Origin of the sequence: Rhizobium sp. OAE497, from assembly GCF_040546565.1 — a bacterium.
Taxonomy (GTDB): Bacteria; Pseudomonadota; Alphaproteobacteria; order Rhizobiales; family Rhizobiaceae; genus Rhizobium.
The window spans coordinates 2087366-2106529 of the sequence record NZ_JBEPOA010000001.1 but is presented as its reverse complement, the minus strand read 5'-3'; the positions used below and the strand labels follow the sequence as shown (position 1 = coordinate 2106529).

Below are 19164 nucleotides of genomic sequence, written 5' to 3'. Positions count from 1 at the left end.
GAGATCCGTCCGAATCCGGAACAGACTGCCACACCGCGCTTCGGTGTGGCGAAACGGTTCAGGCCCGAACTGCCAAACTTGACTTTTTATGAAACGAAATCAGAGCCTTGCGATCGGCACAAGAGTTCGTTGGAGGCCTCGCCCGGAATTGAACCGGGGTGCCTGGCGGGCGCATCACTCATCTTCGTCAGTATCGCCCGCCTGTGCCGCATCGTACTGCGCGAGGGTGACATCGGGATGAAATCTTCGAGGGGAACAAGCTGGCCGGTTAGCCTGGCAGCTTTCCAGGTGTGGCCAAACTTCTCCACTGAGATGCCTCGGCGCGCGGCTGCAGCCACGCTTGCTGATCGTCCACGATTATTTCGCCAGCTTCGAAAAAGACGCATCTCTTCAGGTAGATCACGGTATCATCCAATTCGTAGCGCTACAAAATTGCTACTTACTCAAAACGCCGATTGATAAAGCTGTATTTTTTTTAGAAATCGTCCAGTCGATCATCGGGGCCACGGCGAAGACCGGCCCATTGGAATAATGCGCCTTGCCTTCAGCCAAAGATATCCCGCCGCCTTGCGCCGTCATGCCGTCTCGATCCTGTTTCGCTGCCGTCCCGCCACAATCTGGCCCATCAGAGATGGGAAGGCGGGGCGCGAAGCGCAACCGCCGGGAACGAGGGTGCTATACAGAACAAACGGTGTGAAAGCGAGCGGCAAAATCCGGGTGCGACAGCGGCCTGCCGCCGCGCTTTCCCCATGAAAATGGCGGCGAGTTCACAATTTCGTCCCGACCGGCGGAATAATGTGGGCCGGCGCGGCCGGGGCTTGATGCAGCCGGGGCAAGCGCGTAGGTCTTGAAGCAAGGATGCTGCAGGGCGTCTCCGGCCGGAGACATGGCCGGGAATGGGCGCGCTGCGGGAATGCGAAATGCGGAAGAGGTGGGCGGTTTGATCGATCCCTATGTGATGCTCGGAATTGACCGCGATGCCGGGGAGCAGGCGATCCGCAGCGCCTGGCGCAAGGCCGCCAAGACCTCGCATCCCGATGCCGGCGGCGATGCCGAGCATTTCGGCAAGCTGCAGGCCGCCTATGATCTCCTGAAGGACCCGGTGCGCCGCCGCGTCTATGACGATACCGGCTATGATCCGCAGCTGGCCGATCCCAAGGATATCGAGGGCGTGCTGATGCTGGAAAAGCTCGTCAACGACATCATCCTCGACGAGCGCGAACCCGGCAGCTTCGACCCCGTCGCCGCCATCCGCCGCAAGCTCTCCGACGATATCGTCAAGAACCGCTTCCATATCCTGGAACTGGAGCGCCACCGCAACCGCGTGCGCCAGCATATCGACCGCCTGGGCCGCCGCCCCGAAACCGACGTCCTCGGCTCCATGCTGCGGGCACGTAGCCAGTCGATCACCGACGCGATCAGGAAGGCGCAGGGGCAGATCGAGGCGATCGAGCATGCGTATCAGATGCTCGAAGGGTATAGTTATGAGCTGGAGGCGTTGGTGATGTTGGCGGAGCGGGAGAGCGAGGTTGAGGTGGTGAGGAGGGGGGAGGCTGCGGAGTGAGGGAGACGAAGTTAGTCTTTTGAGATTTCCACTATAGCAAAGTCGATACCGCTAGCGATACTGGCGACGGCTTTTAAACTGTCTGGGGCGTCAAAGGAAAACTTCAGTTGATTTCCTCCCATAATGGTTCCAGTCCCCCTCTCGTCTATCCGCGCAAAACTCTCAGCTTTGCCTCGCGCTTTAAAAAGCGCGTCGGCCAGATCTCGGCCGCGTGTGACTCTATTGGCGCCCTCACGCATCATTCTTTTGATTGAGCATGTGATTTCCGTGCCATTTGTCAAAATCTCAAGCTGTGCACCCGCTCCGGAGGTGTAGTGGCCAACTCTCTTCTTAGGGTCAAAGTTGATGTCAGCGCCTCCCGGCGATATTCTGGCCAATATCTCAATGATGCATGAGTCTAAATCTAGCGGATATCGCGCTTCAAAGATTCCAATAATTTTCGACAGATTTTCAATAAAGTCAGGCAATTGTGGCCGTAATTCTTGAGATTCGCTGGTCGATTTTAATATTAGGTTCTCGAACAGGAATTTTGTTGACTTCCAATCTTTGTTAAAAACAGCGGCGCTAGCAGCCGTTACCCGATTTTTCCAATCGGTTCGCGATGAGGCATTTGCAAGCGGGATTTCACTAGATATCATGAAATATAGCAGCATTCCTACGCCGTATACATCGACTAAAGCCGACCTATTGCTATACCTTGATCTAGCATCAATCTGCTCTGGCGCTAGGAAGCCAAGCGCTTGCGATGCGTTCATGTAGAACTCTGAACCGGACGCACCTTTAAACCAAGACAGATCAAAATCAAGGATACGAACATCCTCTTTCGTAATGCGCTCCCAATAGTCTCCTGTGAGCATTATGTTGCTCGGCCTAAGGTCTCTATGTAGTATTATGTGCTCATGGGAGTGGCATTCAAATATTATTTCGGAAATCCATAGGCATATATACAGTTTTTGTATGGCTGTTGATGCATAATTGTCATTTATATATTTTTGAAGGTCAACGCCCTGGATGTATTCCATGATAATGCTTGGCGGGAGCTCTGAGGCGTCTATCAAATGGACGATGCCTGAAATGTTGCTATTGCTAAGGAAGCGCATTGAGTCGACGCCTCTGCGGAAGCTATTTAACATAGCCTCATCGTCGCGAATTTCCATATGTGCGACTTTTATAGCTATGGACTCTTCATTTTGATTGAACGCTTGGTAGACTCTACCAAAATTGCCCCTGCCAAGCTCAGCTGTGATACGATTTCCAAGCCATCGATGGCCATCCTCATTGGGATTTACCCGTGTTGAAATGTGGATTGCGGTATCGTATTTACGGCAGAAGTTGCGATATGCTTCGTAGTCGAAATCATCGCCTTTATAGAATTTTCGTGTTGCGGAAGCGAGATGTTGCCGAATGGTATCGTGATCGAGACTGACCATCTGATCAGGGGTTGGGATATCTTCTTGAGTCACAATGCGCGACACGACCGGCGGCAAAATATCTTCGTCTGATTTGTTTTTCTTTAAGGTTTTTACGAAATCAGAGAAGCCTGATTCCCAGCTTTTGTCTTTTCCGGTATAAATTATATTCAAAGGCAGTCTATGTGATAGGTTTTTGTCTTCTTCAGAGGGCTCTCTTTTAACGATAAAGTAGTCGCCGGTTATGAAGTCTATGTTTCGAAGATAGCTTAGTTGTCCGCTAACCGTGAAATCTTCTACTCCTACGCCATAAAATACGACGACGTTGTGAGTAAACATGCTTTTGAGAAATTCGATGTAACCTGGAAGACTTAGCAATTTATCGCGGTCTTCACGCGTCAGAATCCAGGAGTGTGGCGTGTCAACATTCCCATGGAGGTCGACAATAAGTGGACGTCCATCTCCAAGTCCGACACGACTGTTGGGAGCATCAAGGCCAAACAAGTGATTTTGAAGTATTCCGGTCTTCTTCTTAACGTACGAAATATTTGCAAAATTATCGAGATTGAATGTCAGCAGCGCGTGCGGCTCAAGTTCCCAAATGTCGCGATAGAAGGTTGGGATGATGTCCGTGTTTGGTGTCAGAATGTTTCGGACTACCTGCTCATACTGTGCACCCATTAATTCCTTCAGACGGGACATTCGCTGCCAGTTATCCGGCATATACTTGATCTGAAGCGATATCTCGTCCGCAAGCTTTTGACCGATTGAGGTTGTTGCAACTTTGAGGTAATTTTCTTTTATTCTTTCAATCAGGTCGTCCCAAGTGGGCATTGCTGCTTCTTTGGACGCGCCTGCACCGCAGATTACGACAAGGCGCTTTGTCTTCTCACCATAAATCTTTGCAAGCTTTTGAAAACTCTGCTGCTCTAATATTTCGCTTGTCAATGGTCGCGGCCTTTCGAAGTGCAAGTCCTCGACCATGACGTATCTAATCACTGGTTGCAAGGATTCTTCGTGGGTGCATCGGCGCACAGCTTATGCGGTCACCGCCCCGGTCGCCCCGTCTTACCCTTCGTCCGGCTTTTCCGCTTCTGCTCGCCCGGATCTTCATAACTCCCGACGCCCGTCTTGCCGCGCACCAGCGGCCGCGGGTCGTGGTTCGAGACGGCCCGTTGGGCCTCCTCACCATGAGGAGTGCGCTCCGGTTGCCCCTCCATCAGCGGCGAAAATCGCTTGGTGCTCTTCGAGGCATCCGGCTTTTCCGGCAGTTTGCCTGAGACGGGCTTTTCGGTGCGGCCGACGGTCATTTCGTCGAGGTCGTTGCGGCGGAAGAGGGATTTGCCGGCCGGTTCCTGGATGTCGCGGCCCATCTCGTCGAGATTGGGGCGGGAGAAGTAGGAGGGCTGAGCAAGATCGCCCCCCTCTGGCCTGCCGGCCATCTCCCCCACAGGTGGGGAGATAGCCTCGTTGCGCGCGCTCGCTCCCTTACCGCCGCCCTCATGCTGAGGTGCGGAGGGCGAAGCCCGGAGCCTCGAAGCATCCTTCTTGCCGCCCTCAGACTGAGCGGCTGGTGCCGTCGACCGCAGCCGTGAAGCATCCCGCTTGCCGGCTTCCATCGATTTGGCTTCCTCGCGGGCCATCGGGTCGTCCATGACGGCGAGTTCGGCGGCCTTGAGGCGTTTGATTTCGTCGCGCAGGCGGGCGGCCTTTTCGAAGTCGAGGTCGGCGGCGGCGTCGCGCATGCTCTTTTCCAGCGCGTTGAGATGGGTCTGCAGGTTGTTGCCGACGAGGTTTCCGCCGTCTGCGAAGCCCTTGCCGTTGACGCCCGAGATGTCGGCGCGGACGTGGTCGCGCTCGTAGACCGAGTCGAGGATGTCGGAGATGCGGGCCTTGACGCTTTCGGGCGTGATGCCGTGTTCGGTATTGTAGGCCATCTGCTTTTCGCGGCGCCGCGCGGTCTCGTCCATGGCGCGCTGCATCGAGCCGGTGATGTTGTCGGCATAGAGGATGACCTTGCCGTCGACGTTACGGGCGGCGCGGCCGATGGTCTGCACCAGCGAGGTCTCGGAGCGTAGGAAGCCTTCCTTGTCGGCGTCGAGAATGGCGACGAAGCCGCATTCGGGGATGTCGAGGCCTTCGCGCAGCAGATTGATGCCGACGAGGACGTCGAAGGCGCCGAGACGCAGGTCGCGGATGATCTCGATACGCTCCAGCGTGTCGATATCCGAGTGCATGTAGCGGACTCGCACGCCCTGTTCATGCAGATATTCGGTCAGGTCCTCGGCCATGCGCTTGGTCAGCACGGTGCAGAGGGTGCGGTAGCCCCTGGCGGCGGTCTCGCGGATTTCGCCGAGCACGTCGTCCACCTGGCTGCGGGCGGAGCGGACTTCGACGGGCGGGTCGATCAGGCCGGTCGGGCGGATGACCTGTTCGGCGAAGACGCCGCCGGACTGTTCCATTTCCCAGCCGCCGGGGGTCGCCGATACGGCGATCGTATCCGGGCGCATCGCATCCCATTCCTCGAAGCGGAGCGGGCGGTTGTCCATGCAGGAGGGCAGGCGGAAGCCGTATTCGGCCAGCGTCGCCTTGCGGCGGAAGTCGCCGCGGTACATGCCGCCGATCTGCGGCACTGTGACATGGCTTTCGTCGATGAAGACGATGGCGTTGTCAGGGACATATTCGAACAGCGTCGGCGGCGGATCTCCGGGGTCGCGGCCGGTCAGGTAGCGCGAATAGTTCTCGATGCCCTGGCAGGAGCCGGTGGCTTCCAGCATCTCGACATCGTAGCGGGTGCGCTGCTCCAGGCGCTGCGCCTCCAGCAGGCGTCCGGCCTTTTCGAGCTCGACGAGGCGCAGCTTCAGCTCTTCCTTGATCGACTTGATGGCGCCGTTCAGCGTCGGGCGCGGCGTCACATAGTGCGAGTTGGCGTAGATCTTCACCGATTTCAGGTCGCCGGTCTTGGCGCCGGTCAGCGGGTCGAATTCGGTGATGGCGTCGATCTCGTCGCCAAACATCGAGATCCGCCAGGCCGCGTCTTCCAGGTGGGCCGGGAAGATTTCGATCGTGTCGCCGCGGACGCGGAAGGAACCGCGGGTGAAATCCATGTCGCGGCGCTTGTATTGCTGGGCGACGAGGTCGGCGAGCAACTGGCGCTGGTCCAGGCGGTCGCCGACATTCATCTGGAACGTCATCGCCGTATAGGTCTCGACCGAGCCGATACCGTAGATGCAGGAGACCGAGGCGACGATGATGCAGTCGTCGCGCTCCAGCAGCGAGCGCGTCGCCGAGTGGCGCATGCGGTCGATCTGCTCGTTGATCGAGCTTTCCTTCTCGATATAGGTGTCGGAGCGCGGAACGTAGGCTTCCGGCTGGTAATAGTCGTAGTAGGAAACGAAATATTCGACGGCGTTATCGGGGAAGAAGTTCTTGAACTCCGAATAGAGCTGGGCGGCCAGCGTCTTGTTCGGCGCCAGGATCAGCGCCGGGCGCTGGGTTTCCTCGATCACCTTGGCCATGGTGAAGGTCTTGCCCGAGCCGGTGACGCCGAGCAGCACCTGGCTGCGGTCGCCGTTCTCCAGTCCCTCCACCAGATCGCGGATCGCCGTCGGCTGGTCGCCGGCGGGCTTGTATTCGCTGTCCATGCGGATGGTGATGCCGCCTTCGGACTTGTCGGGGCGTGCCGGGCGGTGCGGCGTCCAGATCTTGCCGTTCTTGTGCAGCGGGTTGCCGCTCTCGATCAGCTTGGCAAGCGCATCGACCGTGGCGGTGACGGCGGTGCCGGCAGAGAGCGACGACGCCTCTTCGAGGCCGACATCGAGGCCGGAGACCGGATTGAGGCCGGCGGCGGCACGGGTCTTCGGATCGGTCGAGCCGCCGATCGAAACGCCGCGCGCGGTCTTGGAGACCGTCGCCTTCTTGTTGACGCTGACGGCTTCGCTGTGCTTGCGCGCCTCGTTCTCGACCTTCTTGCGGTGCTTGCCCGCCTTGGAGGCGATTTCGCGTTGGCTTTCGACGCCCCCGGCCTCGGCATCACGCTCCAGCTGCTTCACCCAGTCGGCGACGGACCCTTCGAGCGGGGCGCCTTCGAAAGACGACTGGGGAGCTTCCTCGAAGCCATTCGGGGCGGGAGATTTCTTCGGAGTTTTGGCCATGGCCGGAATATGGAGAGAGTCAGCGCGAAAGTGAAGAGGCAAAGAGTACAAAAGGGAAACGAATGAATCGTTCGGATTTCGCCAATAGTGGTGCCAAACAGATAACCGGCCGGGTCGCCCCGGCCGGTTCTGTCAGGCGCTGAGTAGGTCTCAGCCGCGCTTCTTGATGACGCCGTAGACGATGTTGCGGTTCTTGCCGAAGAAGACCTTGGATTCGTAGTCCTGGCCGGCTGTCGCCTCGTGGATGATCTTCCACATGTCGGCCTCCGAACGGAGCAGCAGCGCCCAGTTCATGAAGGTCTCTATGTAGCCGTCGACGAGGATCGGGTAGGAATAGTTGGCGAACAGGAAGGTGCCGCCCGGCTTGACCATTTCCAGGCAACGCTGGGTCAGCTTGATGGCGACGCGATCGACCAGGTAGTCGTAGAGGCCGGACGCATAGACGAGGTCGAAGGTGCCCGGGTTGGAGCGGCGCATCAGCAGTTCGCGGACCGAGCCGTCGATCGCCTCGACAGCCGTGCCCTGGAAATCGCGGGCGATGGTGCCGATGCTCATCGGATCCTGGTCGAGTGCGACCCAGCGCTTCAGCGCCTTCTGCTTCATCGCTTCGGAATAGGCGGCTTCGCGCAGATGGCCGGCGGCGACGCTCAGGACTTCCGTGCCCGGGCCACGCTCGGCGGCGACTTCGTCCACCTGCCGGGCGAGGATGTCGCGGCGGTCCCAGTTGGCCTGCGAGGAGGGGGCGGTGCTGGTATATTCGAACAGCGCCTTGCCGAGATCGGAGGCGGCGTTGACCTTATCCATCACACTTTCATGGCGATAGATGAAGTCGAGCAGGGTGGCATCGCCGGAATAGCCGCGCGGCTTGTCCCACGACCACTTGGTCAGCGGATCCTCGAGGAAATAGCTTGTGACGGCATGGTTCTGGATCAGCGGTACCAGTTCCTGCCAGACGCGCGGGTGAATGCGGGCGCGCATTTCATGCAGCTGCACGGTGACACTGTCGATGATCTTCGTCGGGTCTTCGGATTTCACGAACTGCTGGCGCGCAAGCTCCAGCATGAGGGCGACTTCACCTTTGCTGATGGCCAGATGCTCTTCGAATCGGTCGCTTTTGGGCGCTTCGAGCTCGTTGGCTATGGCTTTGGGCGTAATAAGGCTATGGCCGTCGAAATCCATCTTAGGCTGGGTCACGCGATACGTCCTCTAATCAATTGGGGTTAAATTACCGGGGCACACCTGTACCGTTTTCGGCGATACCTTGAATTGTATATTAGCGAGAAACTTTTCATTAACCATTGAAATCCATAAACATGATTAACGGCGCCGGTTTCGCTGGAATTTAGCAAGCTTTAATGCAGCCCCTCTATTTTGGTGGGGTCGGATTGCCGGTATTGCCGTGTCTCATCACCTGAAGGGGCTAAGCGAACCGCACGAATGCGTCGGTCAATTCCGTCTGGATCAACAGCGGAAATCTCCGGCGGAGATAGTACGGAGCGGTGGAAGAGTGCATGAAGCACGCGATTGCTTATGCGGCAGAGATTGATCTTGAACCCAAGTTGCTGCGGCCAACGCCGGGCGAACTGCGGGATCTCTATCGCATGGAAGGGGAGACTGAGCGAAAGACGGCGACACGGCAGGGGCTGTGGATCGCGGTTATCGTCTATATCCTGTTTTCCGCCACCGACCTGCTGCTGATCCCCGACGTCGCCACCTATACGATCCTGGCCCGCGTCACCGTTGGCACGCTGGCGCTGCTGATGCTGGAGGCCGAGGTCTATTTCGGCAAGAGCATCCAGTGGCTCGACCGGACCAGTGCCACGGCGCTGGTGCTCGGCTTTGCCGTCTGGTGCTTTCCGGCGGTGCGCACCGTGCATGCCGACAGCCTGTCCTATTACATGATCTTCGGCGCCATCTTCATGATGGGTGCCAACCAGTTCTTCAATTTCCGCTTCGGCCTGTCGGTGCTGGCCTCCAGCGCCGTGCTGACGACCTTCCTCGGCTCGCTGTTCTTCTTCTGGCCGACCAGCATCTACGCGATGGCCTTCGGCATGTTCTACGTGTCGTGCTTCGTCTTTACTTCCTATGTGAACTGGAAGCTCAATCACGAGCGCTACCACGTGTTTCTCAACGCGCTGGAAGCCCGGATGCAGCAGAAGGAAGCGACGGAGCGCGGCGAAGCGCTGCTGCGCATGTCGAACACCGACTACCTGACCGGCCTCGAAAACCGCCGCGCCGTCGACCAGCGTCTGCGTGATCACTGGAAGGAATGGCAGCGCAAGGGCGTCGGCTTCACCGCCATCCTCGTCGATGTCGACTTCTTCAAGAAATATAACGACGGCTATGGCCACCAGGAAGGCGACCGCTGCCTGATCCATGTTGCGCGCACGATCAAGGACGCGATCGAGGTCTATGGCGCATCGATCGGCCGTTACGGCGGCGAAGAGTTCATCGTGCTGGCGCAATTTGCCGAGCGCGAGCGTGTCGCCGAACTCGCCGAATGCATCCGCGCGACCGTCGAGCAGATGGGGCTGATCCACGAGGAGCGCCGCGACGGCACCTCGATCGTCACGGTCAGCATCGGCGCGGCCTATACGCGCGACCAGAGCGGCAAGCTTGAAAAGATCATCCACGAGGCCGACCGGGCGCTCTACAGTGCCAAGGCAAGCGGTCGCAACTGCGCGCGCCTGTTCGATCCGAACGATCCGTTCAGCAGCGACGAGAGCGAGAATATCGCCGCACTGCTGCGCATCGCGGTGGCGCAGGATCTGTTGTCGCTGGTCTATCAGCCGATCGAGGATATCCGCACCGGCGGCCGCGACGCTGTCGAGGCGCTGATGCGCCTGAAGACGCTGGACGGCAGCTCGATCCCGCCGAGCCTGTTCATCCCGATCGCCGAGCGCACCGGGATGATCCTCGAGCTCGGCCGCTGGGTCATCCAGACCGCCTGCCGCGACGTGCTGCTGCCGAACCTGGCGCAGATCGCCAGCGTCAACGTTTCGCCGATCCAGCTGCGCATGCCCGGCTTTGCCGCCAGCGTCGCTGCGATCCTCTACGAGACCGGCGTCTCCGGCAATCGCCTGGCCTTCGAGATCACCGAAGGGCAGGAGATGGAGATGCATGCGGACGTGCTGAAGTGCATCAGCGACCTGAAGACGCTTGGCATCCGCATCTGGCTCGACGATTTCGGCACGGGCTTTGCCGGCCTGTCCTGGCTGCGCCTGATCGACTTCGATACCGTCAAGATCGACCGCTCCTTCCTGCATGGCAGCGCCACGCCGCGCGGCAAGGCGATGCTCGAGGATATCGTCGGGCTGATCCGCAACCGAGGCCCGAAGATCCTCGTCGAGGGTGTCGAGACCGCCGAGCAGCTGACCCTGCTGCGGCAACTGCGTATCGATTATGCCCAGGGCTACCATCTCGGTCGGCCGGCGCCGGTTCAGGCAATCGACTCTACGCCCTCAAAGCCGCCGCGGCCGACGCTTGTTGCCTCGCGTCCGGCAGGCCGCTGACGCCGCCTGCCAAAATGCCGCAGTCTGGCGGCGGAATAATGTCAGGATCGCTGACGTTCTAAAGTGTCACCTCCTGGTGGCACTTCCGCCCGTTTCAGGGCGCTCTCTCCGACGGCATCCGGAATTGCCCCGCCTCGCCGCCGCTTTCGGACGGAGGAACAGACATGTCCGCATTGGCAAGCCTGCGTGCGCTCTCCCCGCAGCAGCGTAATACCCTTGTTGCCAGCTATCTCGGCTGGACCCTTGATGCCTTCGATTTCTTCATTCTCGTCTTCGTTCTCAAACATATCGCCGAAGAATTTCACACGGATGTTCCGGCCGTCTCGGCAGCGATCTTCCTGACGCTTGCGATGCGCGCCGTCGGCGCGCTGATCTTTGGCCTTGCCGCCGACCGCTTCGGGCGTCGCGTGACGCTGATGGCCGACGTGCTGCTCTATTCAATCTTCGAGTTCCTGACCGGCTTCTCGACCGGGCTGACGATGTTCCTGATCCTCCGGGCGCTCTATGGGATTGCCATGGGCGGCGAGTGGGGCGTCGGTGCCTCGCTTGTCATGGAGACCGTGCCGGAAGAATCCCGCGGCATCGTCTCAGGCATCCTGCAGGCCGGTTATCCCTCCGGCTATCTGCTGGCCTCGATCGTCTTCTTCCTGCTGTTCCCGGTCATCGGCTGGCGCGGCATGTTTTTCGTCGGCGCGCTGCCGGCACTGCTGGTGCTCTATATCCGCCGCAATGTGGAGGAGAGCCCGGCGTTCATCGAGAGGCAGCGGAAGGGGCGCAGGCCGTTCCTGACGATCCTGCGCGAAAACATCCCGTTGTTCATCTGGTCGGTGCTCTTGATGACGGCTTTCAATTTCCTCAGCCACGGCACGCAGGATATCTATCCGACCTTCATGGAAACCCAGCGCGGCTACGACAGCTACACGACCGGCGCGATCGCCATCGTCTATAATATCGGCGCGATGTGCGGCGGCCTGTTCTTCGGGGCGCTGTCGCAGCGCATCGGCCGCAAGAAGGCGATCGTCATTGCCTCACTGCTTGCGATCCCGGTCGCGCCGCTCTGGGTGTACGCGCCCGGTCCGGTTCTGCTCGCCATCGGCGCCTTCCTGATGCAGTTCTTCGTCCAGGGTGCCTGGGGCATCGTGCCGGTGCACCTCAACGAGCTGTCGCCGGACGAGGTTCGCGGCACATTCCCGGGCTTTGCCTATCAGCTCGGCAATCTGCTGGCCTCGGGCAATGCGACGATGCAGGCCGGTCTCGCCGCCCACTGGAACGGCGACTATGCGACGGCGCTGCTCGTCGTCGCCGCCGTGGTCGCGGCGGTCGTCGCCCTGTTGGCCGGCTTCGGCTACGAGAAGAAGAATGTGCGCTTCGGCACGGAGGAGGCCGAGGCGCCAAGCGGCGCGTATCGCGCCTGAGCGCGAGGGGCGGGTCACTCCACCCGCCCTTCGCCCGTTTCCGGCTGTAGTTATTTCTTAACCAGCGTCTTCTAATGTTTGTTTTGCGGTGGTCAGGTATTGCGTTCCACTGCAGCTTGATCTGGCTGGCTCACATGATGGCCGGCATCATGAAGGCGATGAATTTCGCCGTTACGGCTCCTGAAGCGTCCTTGCTCATCAGCGGAAAAACAGATTCCCTCACCGTGCCGGATTGATTGCCGCCGAGCAGCGTGACCGTCGTCTCGCTCGCGGCGATGACGAAGCCGACATGACCGGGACCGCTTTCCCATTTGGGATCACTGAAGGGGGCATAGCGGCGGACTGCGATCGAGCCGGGTATGGGCTTGGGCAGGGAGATGAACTGCCCCTTCTTTTTCCAGAAGAAGGAGCGGGCGCCCGGATGATCCGTGCCCATGTGACCGCTGGTCACCAGGCAATAGTTGACGAAGGCGGCGCACCAGTCGACTTCATCGCCGCCATCAGCTTCGAACCACGCCGAACACACCTTGAAATAGTTGAGGATGCGCGGGTTTTCGCCGGGATCTGGCCATTGGCTGCGTTCGTGTGCGGGCAGGGCGGCCTCGCGGCGAGCGATGTCCATCCAGTCCTGCGTTGCCGACGCCGCCGATGATATGATGGCGCTGGTGGTGGTGGATCGCAGTGCTGCCGGCGCGTTGGCGCGGATCAGTCCTGGTTTCCATCCCTCGATCTCCTGGATCCTCCTGGCGACCTTGCGAAACTCGTCGGCCTTGAGTGTTGAGAGCGGCGTATCAAGCGGGATGCCGGTGCGTTCTGCGAGCGCCGCGGCGTAGGCCGCCGAGTTGTTTTCGCTCGGCGGAGCATAACGAAACACGGCATCGCGGAGTGTCAGGTTGATGTACTTTGAGGTCTTTAGCAGCGCGATGATCGCCGCCGTGCCTGTCTGTTCGTCCGGGAATATGGCGAAGCTGCCGTCGTCGCCGATTGCTCCGGCATTCAGGGAGAAATCGCCTTTGCGGATATTGCCGGGATTGCGGTTGCGCCAGGAGCGCGAGCCACCCTCGCGGATTTCGTCGCGGCCTTCGGCGTCAGTATAGAGAACGGTTTTGTAGGCGATCGAGCGGGCGTGGACGAATGGCCCAGCCGCCCCTGGGGGAGGAAGGTCCGGAAGGTCCATGTTGGCGACGGGAGCACTGACCGGGAGCGATGCGCTGATCTGTGCAAAGGTTGTCGCCTTCGCAGGCGTCGCAGCGGTGCTATAGCTAACGGAATATGTCCCGTCTTGTGCCTTGTCGATGGAGACGACTTTCAGCTTCGTCATCGATAGTACACTCAAGACTTCGTTGAGTTTGTCTTTGGGTATTCCGGTCATCGTTTCCATGCGCGACATCCTCCATTGGTTCGTGACTGCGCGTGTGAGCACGTGAATTGAGGGTATTTCGCACCCGCTAGGCAGGCTTTGCAGGTAATGCCTTTAGCGTTGTGAGCAGCTTGCGCCGGTTGGCCGCCTGACCGGCGTCGTAGATCAGAAAGGGAGCCGTAACGCGGGCGTTTGCGGCCGCTGCATTTACGGCGGCTAGGACGGCGGGATTCCCGGTATTCATGAATTCAATGATCGCTGCGGTCGTCTCGTCGGCGGCGTAGGCGTAGATTCGCTCCACCTTCTCATCCTCGCTAACGGCGAGGTTCTGCGCAGCCTGTTCATCGATCGTCGCCATGCCGGCAGTGATGGTGCCGGCGGCGGCATATTCGTTGACGTCGATCATCGCGAGCTCAAGCGGATAGCTCAGCGTGCTCTCGCTGAGTTTTGCGATGATTGCAGACCGCACGCGGTTGCGGTTTGCCTGCATCTGCTTCTGCAGAGCCTGGATCGTGCGATCGGCAAGGATGCTCTTGTCGTAGGCGGCCACGCCGCCCTTGATCGCAGTATCGACTGCGGCGAGCGTCGTTTTGGCAGCCTCGGAACCGGTGAGTGCGCCCGCCGTACTGAGCGAGATGCTGGTGACGGTCGCGCCGAAGGGCACGATCTGGCTTTCTTGCGTCAACCGGTTGACGAACTTTGCATATCTCAGGTCGATCGTGCCGATAGCGCCAAGGACGATCGAGTTGCGGAGCGACTGGCGCCGCCCGGGATCGGTGACGGCCTCGTATGTAGCAAGTCTCTGAGTGCTGAATGCGCTGGCGAAATAGCGGTCGCTGACAGCCTGGTACTCTGTCAAGTTCGGTGTACCGGCGACCGACGGCGTGCAGCCGGCAAGCGCCGGCAGCAGCGCAAGCGCCACCACAATCTTAAAAATTCTACTCATGCCCCATCCCCTAAAACCGGGGATATCAAGTCACATCGCAGAGTGATTTGAAACGAATTGCATGCAACCTGTGATGGCGGAACTGGACGCCGCGGTAGTGTTCACCGAGGTGCGTATCCGGATGCCCGCCGCTCCGGCACAATCTCCCGCCGCCTGTAGACAAACACCGCAATCGCGGCAAGCGCGGCAAGGCCATGCACCCAATAGGCAAGCCCGTATCCGCCTTCCTTGGTCAGCCATCCCGCAACGATATTGCTCAGCGAGGCACCGATGCCCTGGACGGTCATGACGGCCGCGAGGCCGACGTTGAAGCGGCCGGTGCCGGAGAGGATGCGTTCGGCGGCGAGCGGTGTCGCGATGCCGATCAGGCCGGCGCCGGCGCCATCGAGGAACTGGACCGGATAGATCGCCGCGAAGCTTTCGAAGCTGCCGGCGATGGCGCCGCGCAGCGGCAGGGCGCAGAGCGCGATGACGAAGATCGAGGCGAGGCCGAAGCGGTGGATCAGGTAGGGAGCGGCGAGGGCCATGCCGATCATCGACAGCTGCGAGACGCCGGTGACGATCGCCGTCGTGCGGAAGGGCGTGCCGAGCTGGATCGAGAAATCTTGGGCGATCAGCCGGCTCATCGGCGCATTGCCGAAATGGAAGATCAGCAGCGTCACGGCAAGCAGGATGAGGCCGCGCGAACCCGCGATGACGGAATAGCCTGACGGTCCCGGGCTGCCGTCGTCATGGGTAAGGCCGCGGGCGACCTTGTTGTCGATGTGGCGGGGATCGATCGCCAGCGTCGCGGCGATGGTGGCGAGGGCGGTGAGGATCATCAGGCCGATGACGCCGTTGAGGCCGAACAGCGAGGTGGCGAGATAGACGCCTGCCAGCGAGACGACATTGCCGGCATGGTTCCAGAATTCGTTGCGCGCCACCTGATCCGGAAAGGCCGCTTCGCCGACGAGGCCGAGTGTCAGGCCCATCAGCGCGGGGCCGATCACGGCGCCGACGATCGCCGTCATCGATTGACCGCCGAAGACCGAGGCGTTGTCGGGGCTGGCGAGCGTCCAGAGTGCGGCTGCTGTCACCAGGACCACCGGCACGATAATCAGCAGCCGCTTGTGAGGTGAGGTATCGACGAGAGCGCCGAAGAGCGGCGTGGCGATCAGCCCGAGAATGCCGCCGAGGGTGGCGACCACGCCGAGCGTCATCGGCGTCCATCCATGCGTCGCGAGGAAGCCGTCGAGAAACGGGCCTAATCCGTCGCGGGCGTCGGCGAGGAAGAAATTCAGGGTTGCGAGGGCGGCGAGCGAGCGGCCGGAGAGGCGGGATGGGTGCGAGGCGGTCACGGGGTTTCCTTCGGGACGATGCTTTGTCCTGAAGGTGGATCCGCTTTTGTGCGGGCCGCTTCCGGCGCTCGCCATGAACGGTGGACCCGATCGAAAGTTCCGCGGTTTTGCGGCGTGAGCGGCTATTGCGGTGAAAATCCGTTGTGCCGCCGGAGAGGCCTTGAAGCGCGCGGATTTCGGGATACATGGTGGCGCCAGCAGTCACGCCTCAAGGATTCTCCCATGCCGTTTTCGCTGAGCCCCGCCGCCGTCTGGCCGGTCATCATGCTTTTTGCCTCGAACATCTTCATGACCTTCGCCTGGTACGGGCATCTGAAGCACAAGAGCAGCGCCATCTTCCTGGCGATCATCGCCAGCTGGGGCATCGCCTTCTTCGAATATTGCCTGGCGGTTCCGGCCAACCGTATCGGCTCGGCGGTCTATACGACGGCGCAGCTGAAGACGATGCAGGAAGTGATCACGCTGATCGTCTTCGCCGGATTTTCGATCTTCTGGCTCGGCGAAAACCTCACCTGGAACCACGCCATCGGCTTCGCGCTGATCGCCATCGGCGCATCTTTCATCTTCCGTGGCTGAGGAGTGGCCGCCTGCCTTAGGGCAAAAGCGACAGGCGGCCGGCCCTGCGATAGGGGTGGCTGATCCCAGGGCAGGCGGGTCCGTAGCGGATCGACCGGCGGCGCTCCATCAAATCGGCGCCGTCTTTTCAACGGTGCGTTGCCACTTGCCATTCTCCCTGCCTGCATGGAAACTGCACGGATAGGGGGAGTGGACCATGGCAGAGCGCGGCCGCGAGTTTGCAGATATCGCCTATACTGTCCTCGTCGTCGAAAAGAAGCCCGGGGTCGAGACCGTGGCGGCTACCCTCGGCATGACCTATGCGGTGCTGCATTCGCGGCTGATCAACCGCACCTGCTTTTCCGCCGACGAGATCAATGCGCTGGTGCGGGCGGTGCCGGATGTGCGGCTCGTCAACTACCTACTGAAGGAGACAGGTTTCATTGCGGCCGACCGGCCGTCGCCCGAGACGGCTGATATCGACGGCGCGCCTGTCGACCTGCAGCGCAGCGCGACGCGTGTGGTGGTCAACGCGACGGGCATATTGGAGGTCGTCGATGCGGTGCTTGCCGGTGGCGGGATCGACCACCGGCGCGAGGCGCTGGTGCACCGAGAGATCGACGCAACTGAACGGGCGCTCGCCACGTTGCGGCTCCGGCTCACCGGCGAGTGATCAGAGCGCCGTACTGGCGCGGCGCAGCTTGCAGAGCCATCCGTCGCCTTCGGCCTTGAGCGCCTCCATCTCCGCAGCAATATCTTCATGGCGCTGCTCCAAGAGCTGCTTGCGCGCGGCGGTGCCGCCCTTGCGGAGCTTGGATTCGATGGCGAGCAGCTGGAGCTTGTAGAGATTGAGGGTGCGCACGATGCGCATATATTCACGGAGCGGATCAGGATCAGGCATGACAGGCTTTTTGGGCATGTGGTTTCACATGCCAGCCGCGTATCGCGGCTCTGCCGCCCGCGACATCAAAACGGCTCGCGTTTTTCAACGGCTGATAGCATTGCTCTTAACGCGCGGTAACATGGAGTGACCGGCGGATGGGGAACGGGTGAGGGCGGCGCGCGTTGGATTTCCATGAACTGGAGATCACAGATGCAGAAGAACAAGCCGCTCGTCGAAGTTGTCGTATCCACCAGCAAAGGCAAGGTGCCGCTCGGGATTATGAATACCGAACAGGCGCTGGCGCTGCCCGATGAGATCGAAGCCAAGGTTTCGCATCCGGATCACAAGCCGGGTGAGACCGATGTCTATATCCCGCTCGATGAGCTGGAACGGCATCCGGTGGTGACCGCGACGGAGCGAAAATCCCAATAATTACAAATAGTCCATGTCCGTCCGCCGCCCGATTGCGGTCGCATTTGGCTGAGACCCTGTCACTATCCGGTGATGACGAGGTGATCGGTCATGAGCGTCTCCTTCCAGACAATGGCGGCAATCCGTTTCGGCTATGGCTTCAGGCCGGGCGAGGCGCAGCCTGAGGACAAGCAGGCCCTGCTGGCTCAACTCAAATTGGGGGTGGAGGCTAAGCCGTCCTTTCCCGATGGTGGCGCCGAGGCCTGCCGCAAGCGTATTGGCGACCTGCAGGATCAGCTCAAGGAAATCCGCCAGGAGGCGGGGGATGACGACGAGCAGCGGCGCAACCGGCGCCGCCAGCTGCAGCGGCAGGTTCAGCGCGGATTTCAGCGCGATGCCAATCAGCGGCTGATGCAGGCAGTGCTGTCGCCCAACGGCTTTTACGAGCGCCTCGCGACCTTCTGGACCAACCATTTCTCGACCAGCGCCAACAAGAGCCTGCCGATGCGGCTGATCGTGCCGCTCTATGAGGCAGAGGCGATCCGCCCGAACATCGGCGGCCCGTTCCGCGATCTGCTTCGGGCGGCGACCGAGCATCCGGCAATGCTGATCTATCTCGACCAGGCGCAGTCGCAAGGGCCGGATTCGCCGGGCGGCATGCGCCAGAAGAAGGGGCTGAACGAGAATCTGGGCCGCGAGCTGCTGGAGCTGCACACGCTCGGCGCCGGCAGCGGTTATACGCAGGCCGATGTCCGCTCGGCGGCCATGGTTCTCACCGGGCTGACGATCGATCGCGACGATATGGATGTGGCGTTCCGTCCGCGGATTTCCGAGCCCGGCCAGCATACCGTCCTCGGCGTCAGCTATGGCGGCGACCGGCGCACGCGCAAGGACTATCTCGCGATGCTCGACGATCTCGCCGCGCATCCGAAGACGGCCGAGCATATCTGCCGCAAGCTCTGTATTCATTTCATCGCCGACCAGCCGGCGCCCGAGATGATCTCGGCGATGACCGATGTCTGGAAACGGACGGATGGGGATCTGACTGCCGTCTATGGCGCCATGCTCGATCATCCCGCCGCCTGGCGCGACGAGGGTGCCAAGGCGCGGCAGCCCTTCGATTTCGTGGTGGCGGGGCTGAGGGCGCTGAATGCCGGAAGCTTCATGGAGGCCAATCAGGACAACGACGATGATGCCGATGCGATGATGGCGGCACCCGCCAAAGATGCGGACAGCGGCAACGGCATGAATGCCATGGCGCTGCCCGGTCCTGCCGATGAGGACAAGGTCAAGCGGCGCAAGGCGTTTCAGACAGCGCGGGCGCTCGGGCAAGGCGCCTTGCGGCGCATGGGCCAGCCAATCTGGCTGCCGCCGAGCCCGGCCGGTTTCGAGGAGACATTCGACGCCTGGATCACCGCCAGCCAGCTCGCCGAGCGGCTTGCCTGGGCGCGCCGTGCCTCGGCGCAGTTCGGCAAGGATCAGGATCCGCGCGAGTTTCTGAAGGCCACGCTGGCGGATGCCGCCCGCGACGAGACGATCCGTGTCGTGTCGCAGGCGCCGAACAAGATCAGCGGCCTGACGCTGGTGCTTGCATCCCCCGAATTCAACCGCCGATAAG

General features: G+C 60.6%; 15 protein-coding genes. 7 read left to right on the top strand and 8 right to left on the bottom strand.

Going from position 1 to position 19164, the window contains the following annotated elements; genetic code table 11:
* Positions 1-435 precede the first annotated feature (435 nt).
* On the bottom strand, positions 436-579 hold the full coding sequence (locus ABIE40_RS10865) for a hypothetical protein (RefSeq protein WP_199629466.1): 144 nt from the start codon (positions 577-579) through the stop codon (positions 436-438).
* A gap of 334 nt (positions 580-913) precedes the next feature.
* On the opposite strand from ABIE40_RS10865, the gene ABIE40_RS10860 reads away from it, so the two are divergent.
* Positions 914-1564 (top strand): J domain-containing protein, encoded by a 651-nt coding sequence (locus ABIE40_RS10860; RefSeq protein ID WP_199629467.1) that lies wholly within the window; start codon positions 914-916, stop codon positions 1562-1564.
* An 11-nt stretch (positions 1565-1575) separates the two neighbouring features.
* On the opposite strand, the gene ABIE40_RS10855 is transcribed toward ABIE40_RS10860, so the two are convergent.
* From ABIE40_RS10855 to ABIE40_RS10845, 3 genes are all read right to left on the bottom strand, one after another.
* On the bottom strand, positions 1576-3921 hold the full coding sequence (locus ABIE40_RS10855) for a protein kinase domain-containing protein (protein WP_199629468.1): 2346 nt from the start codon (positions 3919-3921) through the stop codon (positions 1576-1578).
* A gap of 98 nt (positions 3922-4019) precedes the next feature.
* The gene (gene uvrB / locus ABIE40_RS10850) at positions 4020-7127 is read right to left on the bottom strand and encodes an excinuclease ABC subunit UvrB (RefSeq protein ID WP_199629469.1); all 3108 of its coding nucleotides are present in this window, start codon (positions 7125-7127) and stop codon (positions 4020-4022) included.
* Positions 7128-7277: 150 nt separating this feature from the next.
* Positions 7278-8321 carry a class I SAM-dependent methyltransferase gene (locus ABIE40_RS10845; protein WP_199629470.1) on the bottom strand — a complete coding sequence of 348 codons (1044 nt, stop codon included), beginning with the start codon at positions 8319-8321 and terminating at the stop codon, positions 7278-7280.
* 317 nt (positions 8322-8638) lie between these two features.
* On the opposite strand from ABIE40_RS10845, the gene ABIE40_RS10840 reads away from it, so the two are divergent.
* Positions 8639-10639, top strand: coding sequence for a putative bifunctional diguanylate cyclase/phosphodiesterase (locus tag ABIE40_RS10840; protein WP_112716819.1), 2001 nt, complete (start codon positions 8639-8641; stop codon positions 10637-10639).
* Between the two features lie 164 nt (positions 10640-10803).
* On the top strand, positions 10804-12054 hold the full coding sequence (locus tag ABIE40_RS10835; RefSeq protein WP_130278132.1) for an MFS transporter: 1251 nt from the start codon (positions 10804-10806) through the stop codon (positions 12052-12054).
* A gap of 130 nt (positions 12055-12184) precedes the next feature.
* Here the strand turns inward: ABIE40_RS10835 and ABIE40_RS10830 are convergent, their stop codons facing one another.
* From ABIE40_RS10830 to ABIE40_RS10820, 3 genes are all read right to left on the bottom strand, one after another.
* On the bottom strand, positions 12185-13375 hold the full coding sequence (locus ABIE40_RS10830) for a conjugal transfer protein (RefSeq protein ID WP_354541002.1): 1191 nt from the start codon (positions 13373-13375) through the stop codon (positions 12185-12187).
* A 127-nt stretch (positions 13376-13502) separates the two neighbouring features.
* Positions 13503-14360, bottom strand: a complete 858-nt coding sequence (locus ABIE40_RS10825; RefSeq protein ID WP_199629472.1) for a hypothetical protein — start codon at positions 14358-14360, stop codon at positions 13503-13505.
* A 101-nt stretch (positions 14361-14461) separates the two neighbouring features.
* The gene (locus tag ABIE40_RS10820; protein WP_354541001.1) at positions 14462-15697 is read right to left on the bottom strand and encodes an MFS transporter; all 1236 of its coding nucleotides are present in this window, start codon (positions 15695-15697) and stop codon (positions 14462-14464) included.
* A 222-nt stretch (positions 15698-15919) separates the two neighbouring features.
* On the opposite strand from ABIE40_RS10820, the gene ABIE40_RS10815 reads away from it, so the two are divergent.
* Together ABIE40_RS10815 and ABIE40_RS10810 are read left to right on the top strand one after the other, a co-directional pair.
* Complete coding sequence (locus tag ABIE40_RS10815; protein ID WP_112716806.1) at positions 15920-16273, top strand: DMT family protein; 354 nt, start codon at positions 15920-15922, stop codon at positions 16271-16273.
* A gap of 196 nt (positions 16274-16469) precedes the next feature.
* Positions 16470-16925, top strand: coding sequence for a phage regulatory CII family protein (locus ABIE40_RS10810; RefSeq protein ID WP_199629474.1), 456 nt, complete (start codon positions 16470-16472; stop codon positions 16923-16925).
* On the opposite strand, the gene ABIE40_RS10805 is transcribed toward ABIE40_RS10810, so the two are convergent.
* The gene (locus ABIE40_RS10805; protein WP_199629475.1) at positions 16926-17171 is read right to left on the bottom strand and encodes a hypothetical protein; all 246 of its coding nucleotides are present in this window, start codon (positions 17169-17171) and stop codon (positions 16926-16928) included.
* Between the two features lie 174 nt (positions 17172-17345).
* On the opposite strand from ABIE40_RS10805, the gene ABIE40_RS10800 reads away from it, so the two are divergent.
* The gene (locus tag ABIE40_RS10800; protein WP_199629476.1) at positions 17346-17567 is read left to right on the top strand and encodes a hypothetical protein; all 222 of its coding nucleotides are present in this window, start codon (positions 17346-17348) and stop codon (positions 17565-17567) included.
* 90 nt (positions 17568-17657) lie between these two features.
* Positions 17658-19163 (top strand): DUF1800 domain-containing protein, encoded by a 1506-nt coding sequence (locus tag ABIE40_RS10795; protein WP_199629477.1) that lies wholly within the window; start codon positions 17658-17660, stop codon positions 19161-19163.
* Position 19164 lies beyond the last annotated feature (1 nt).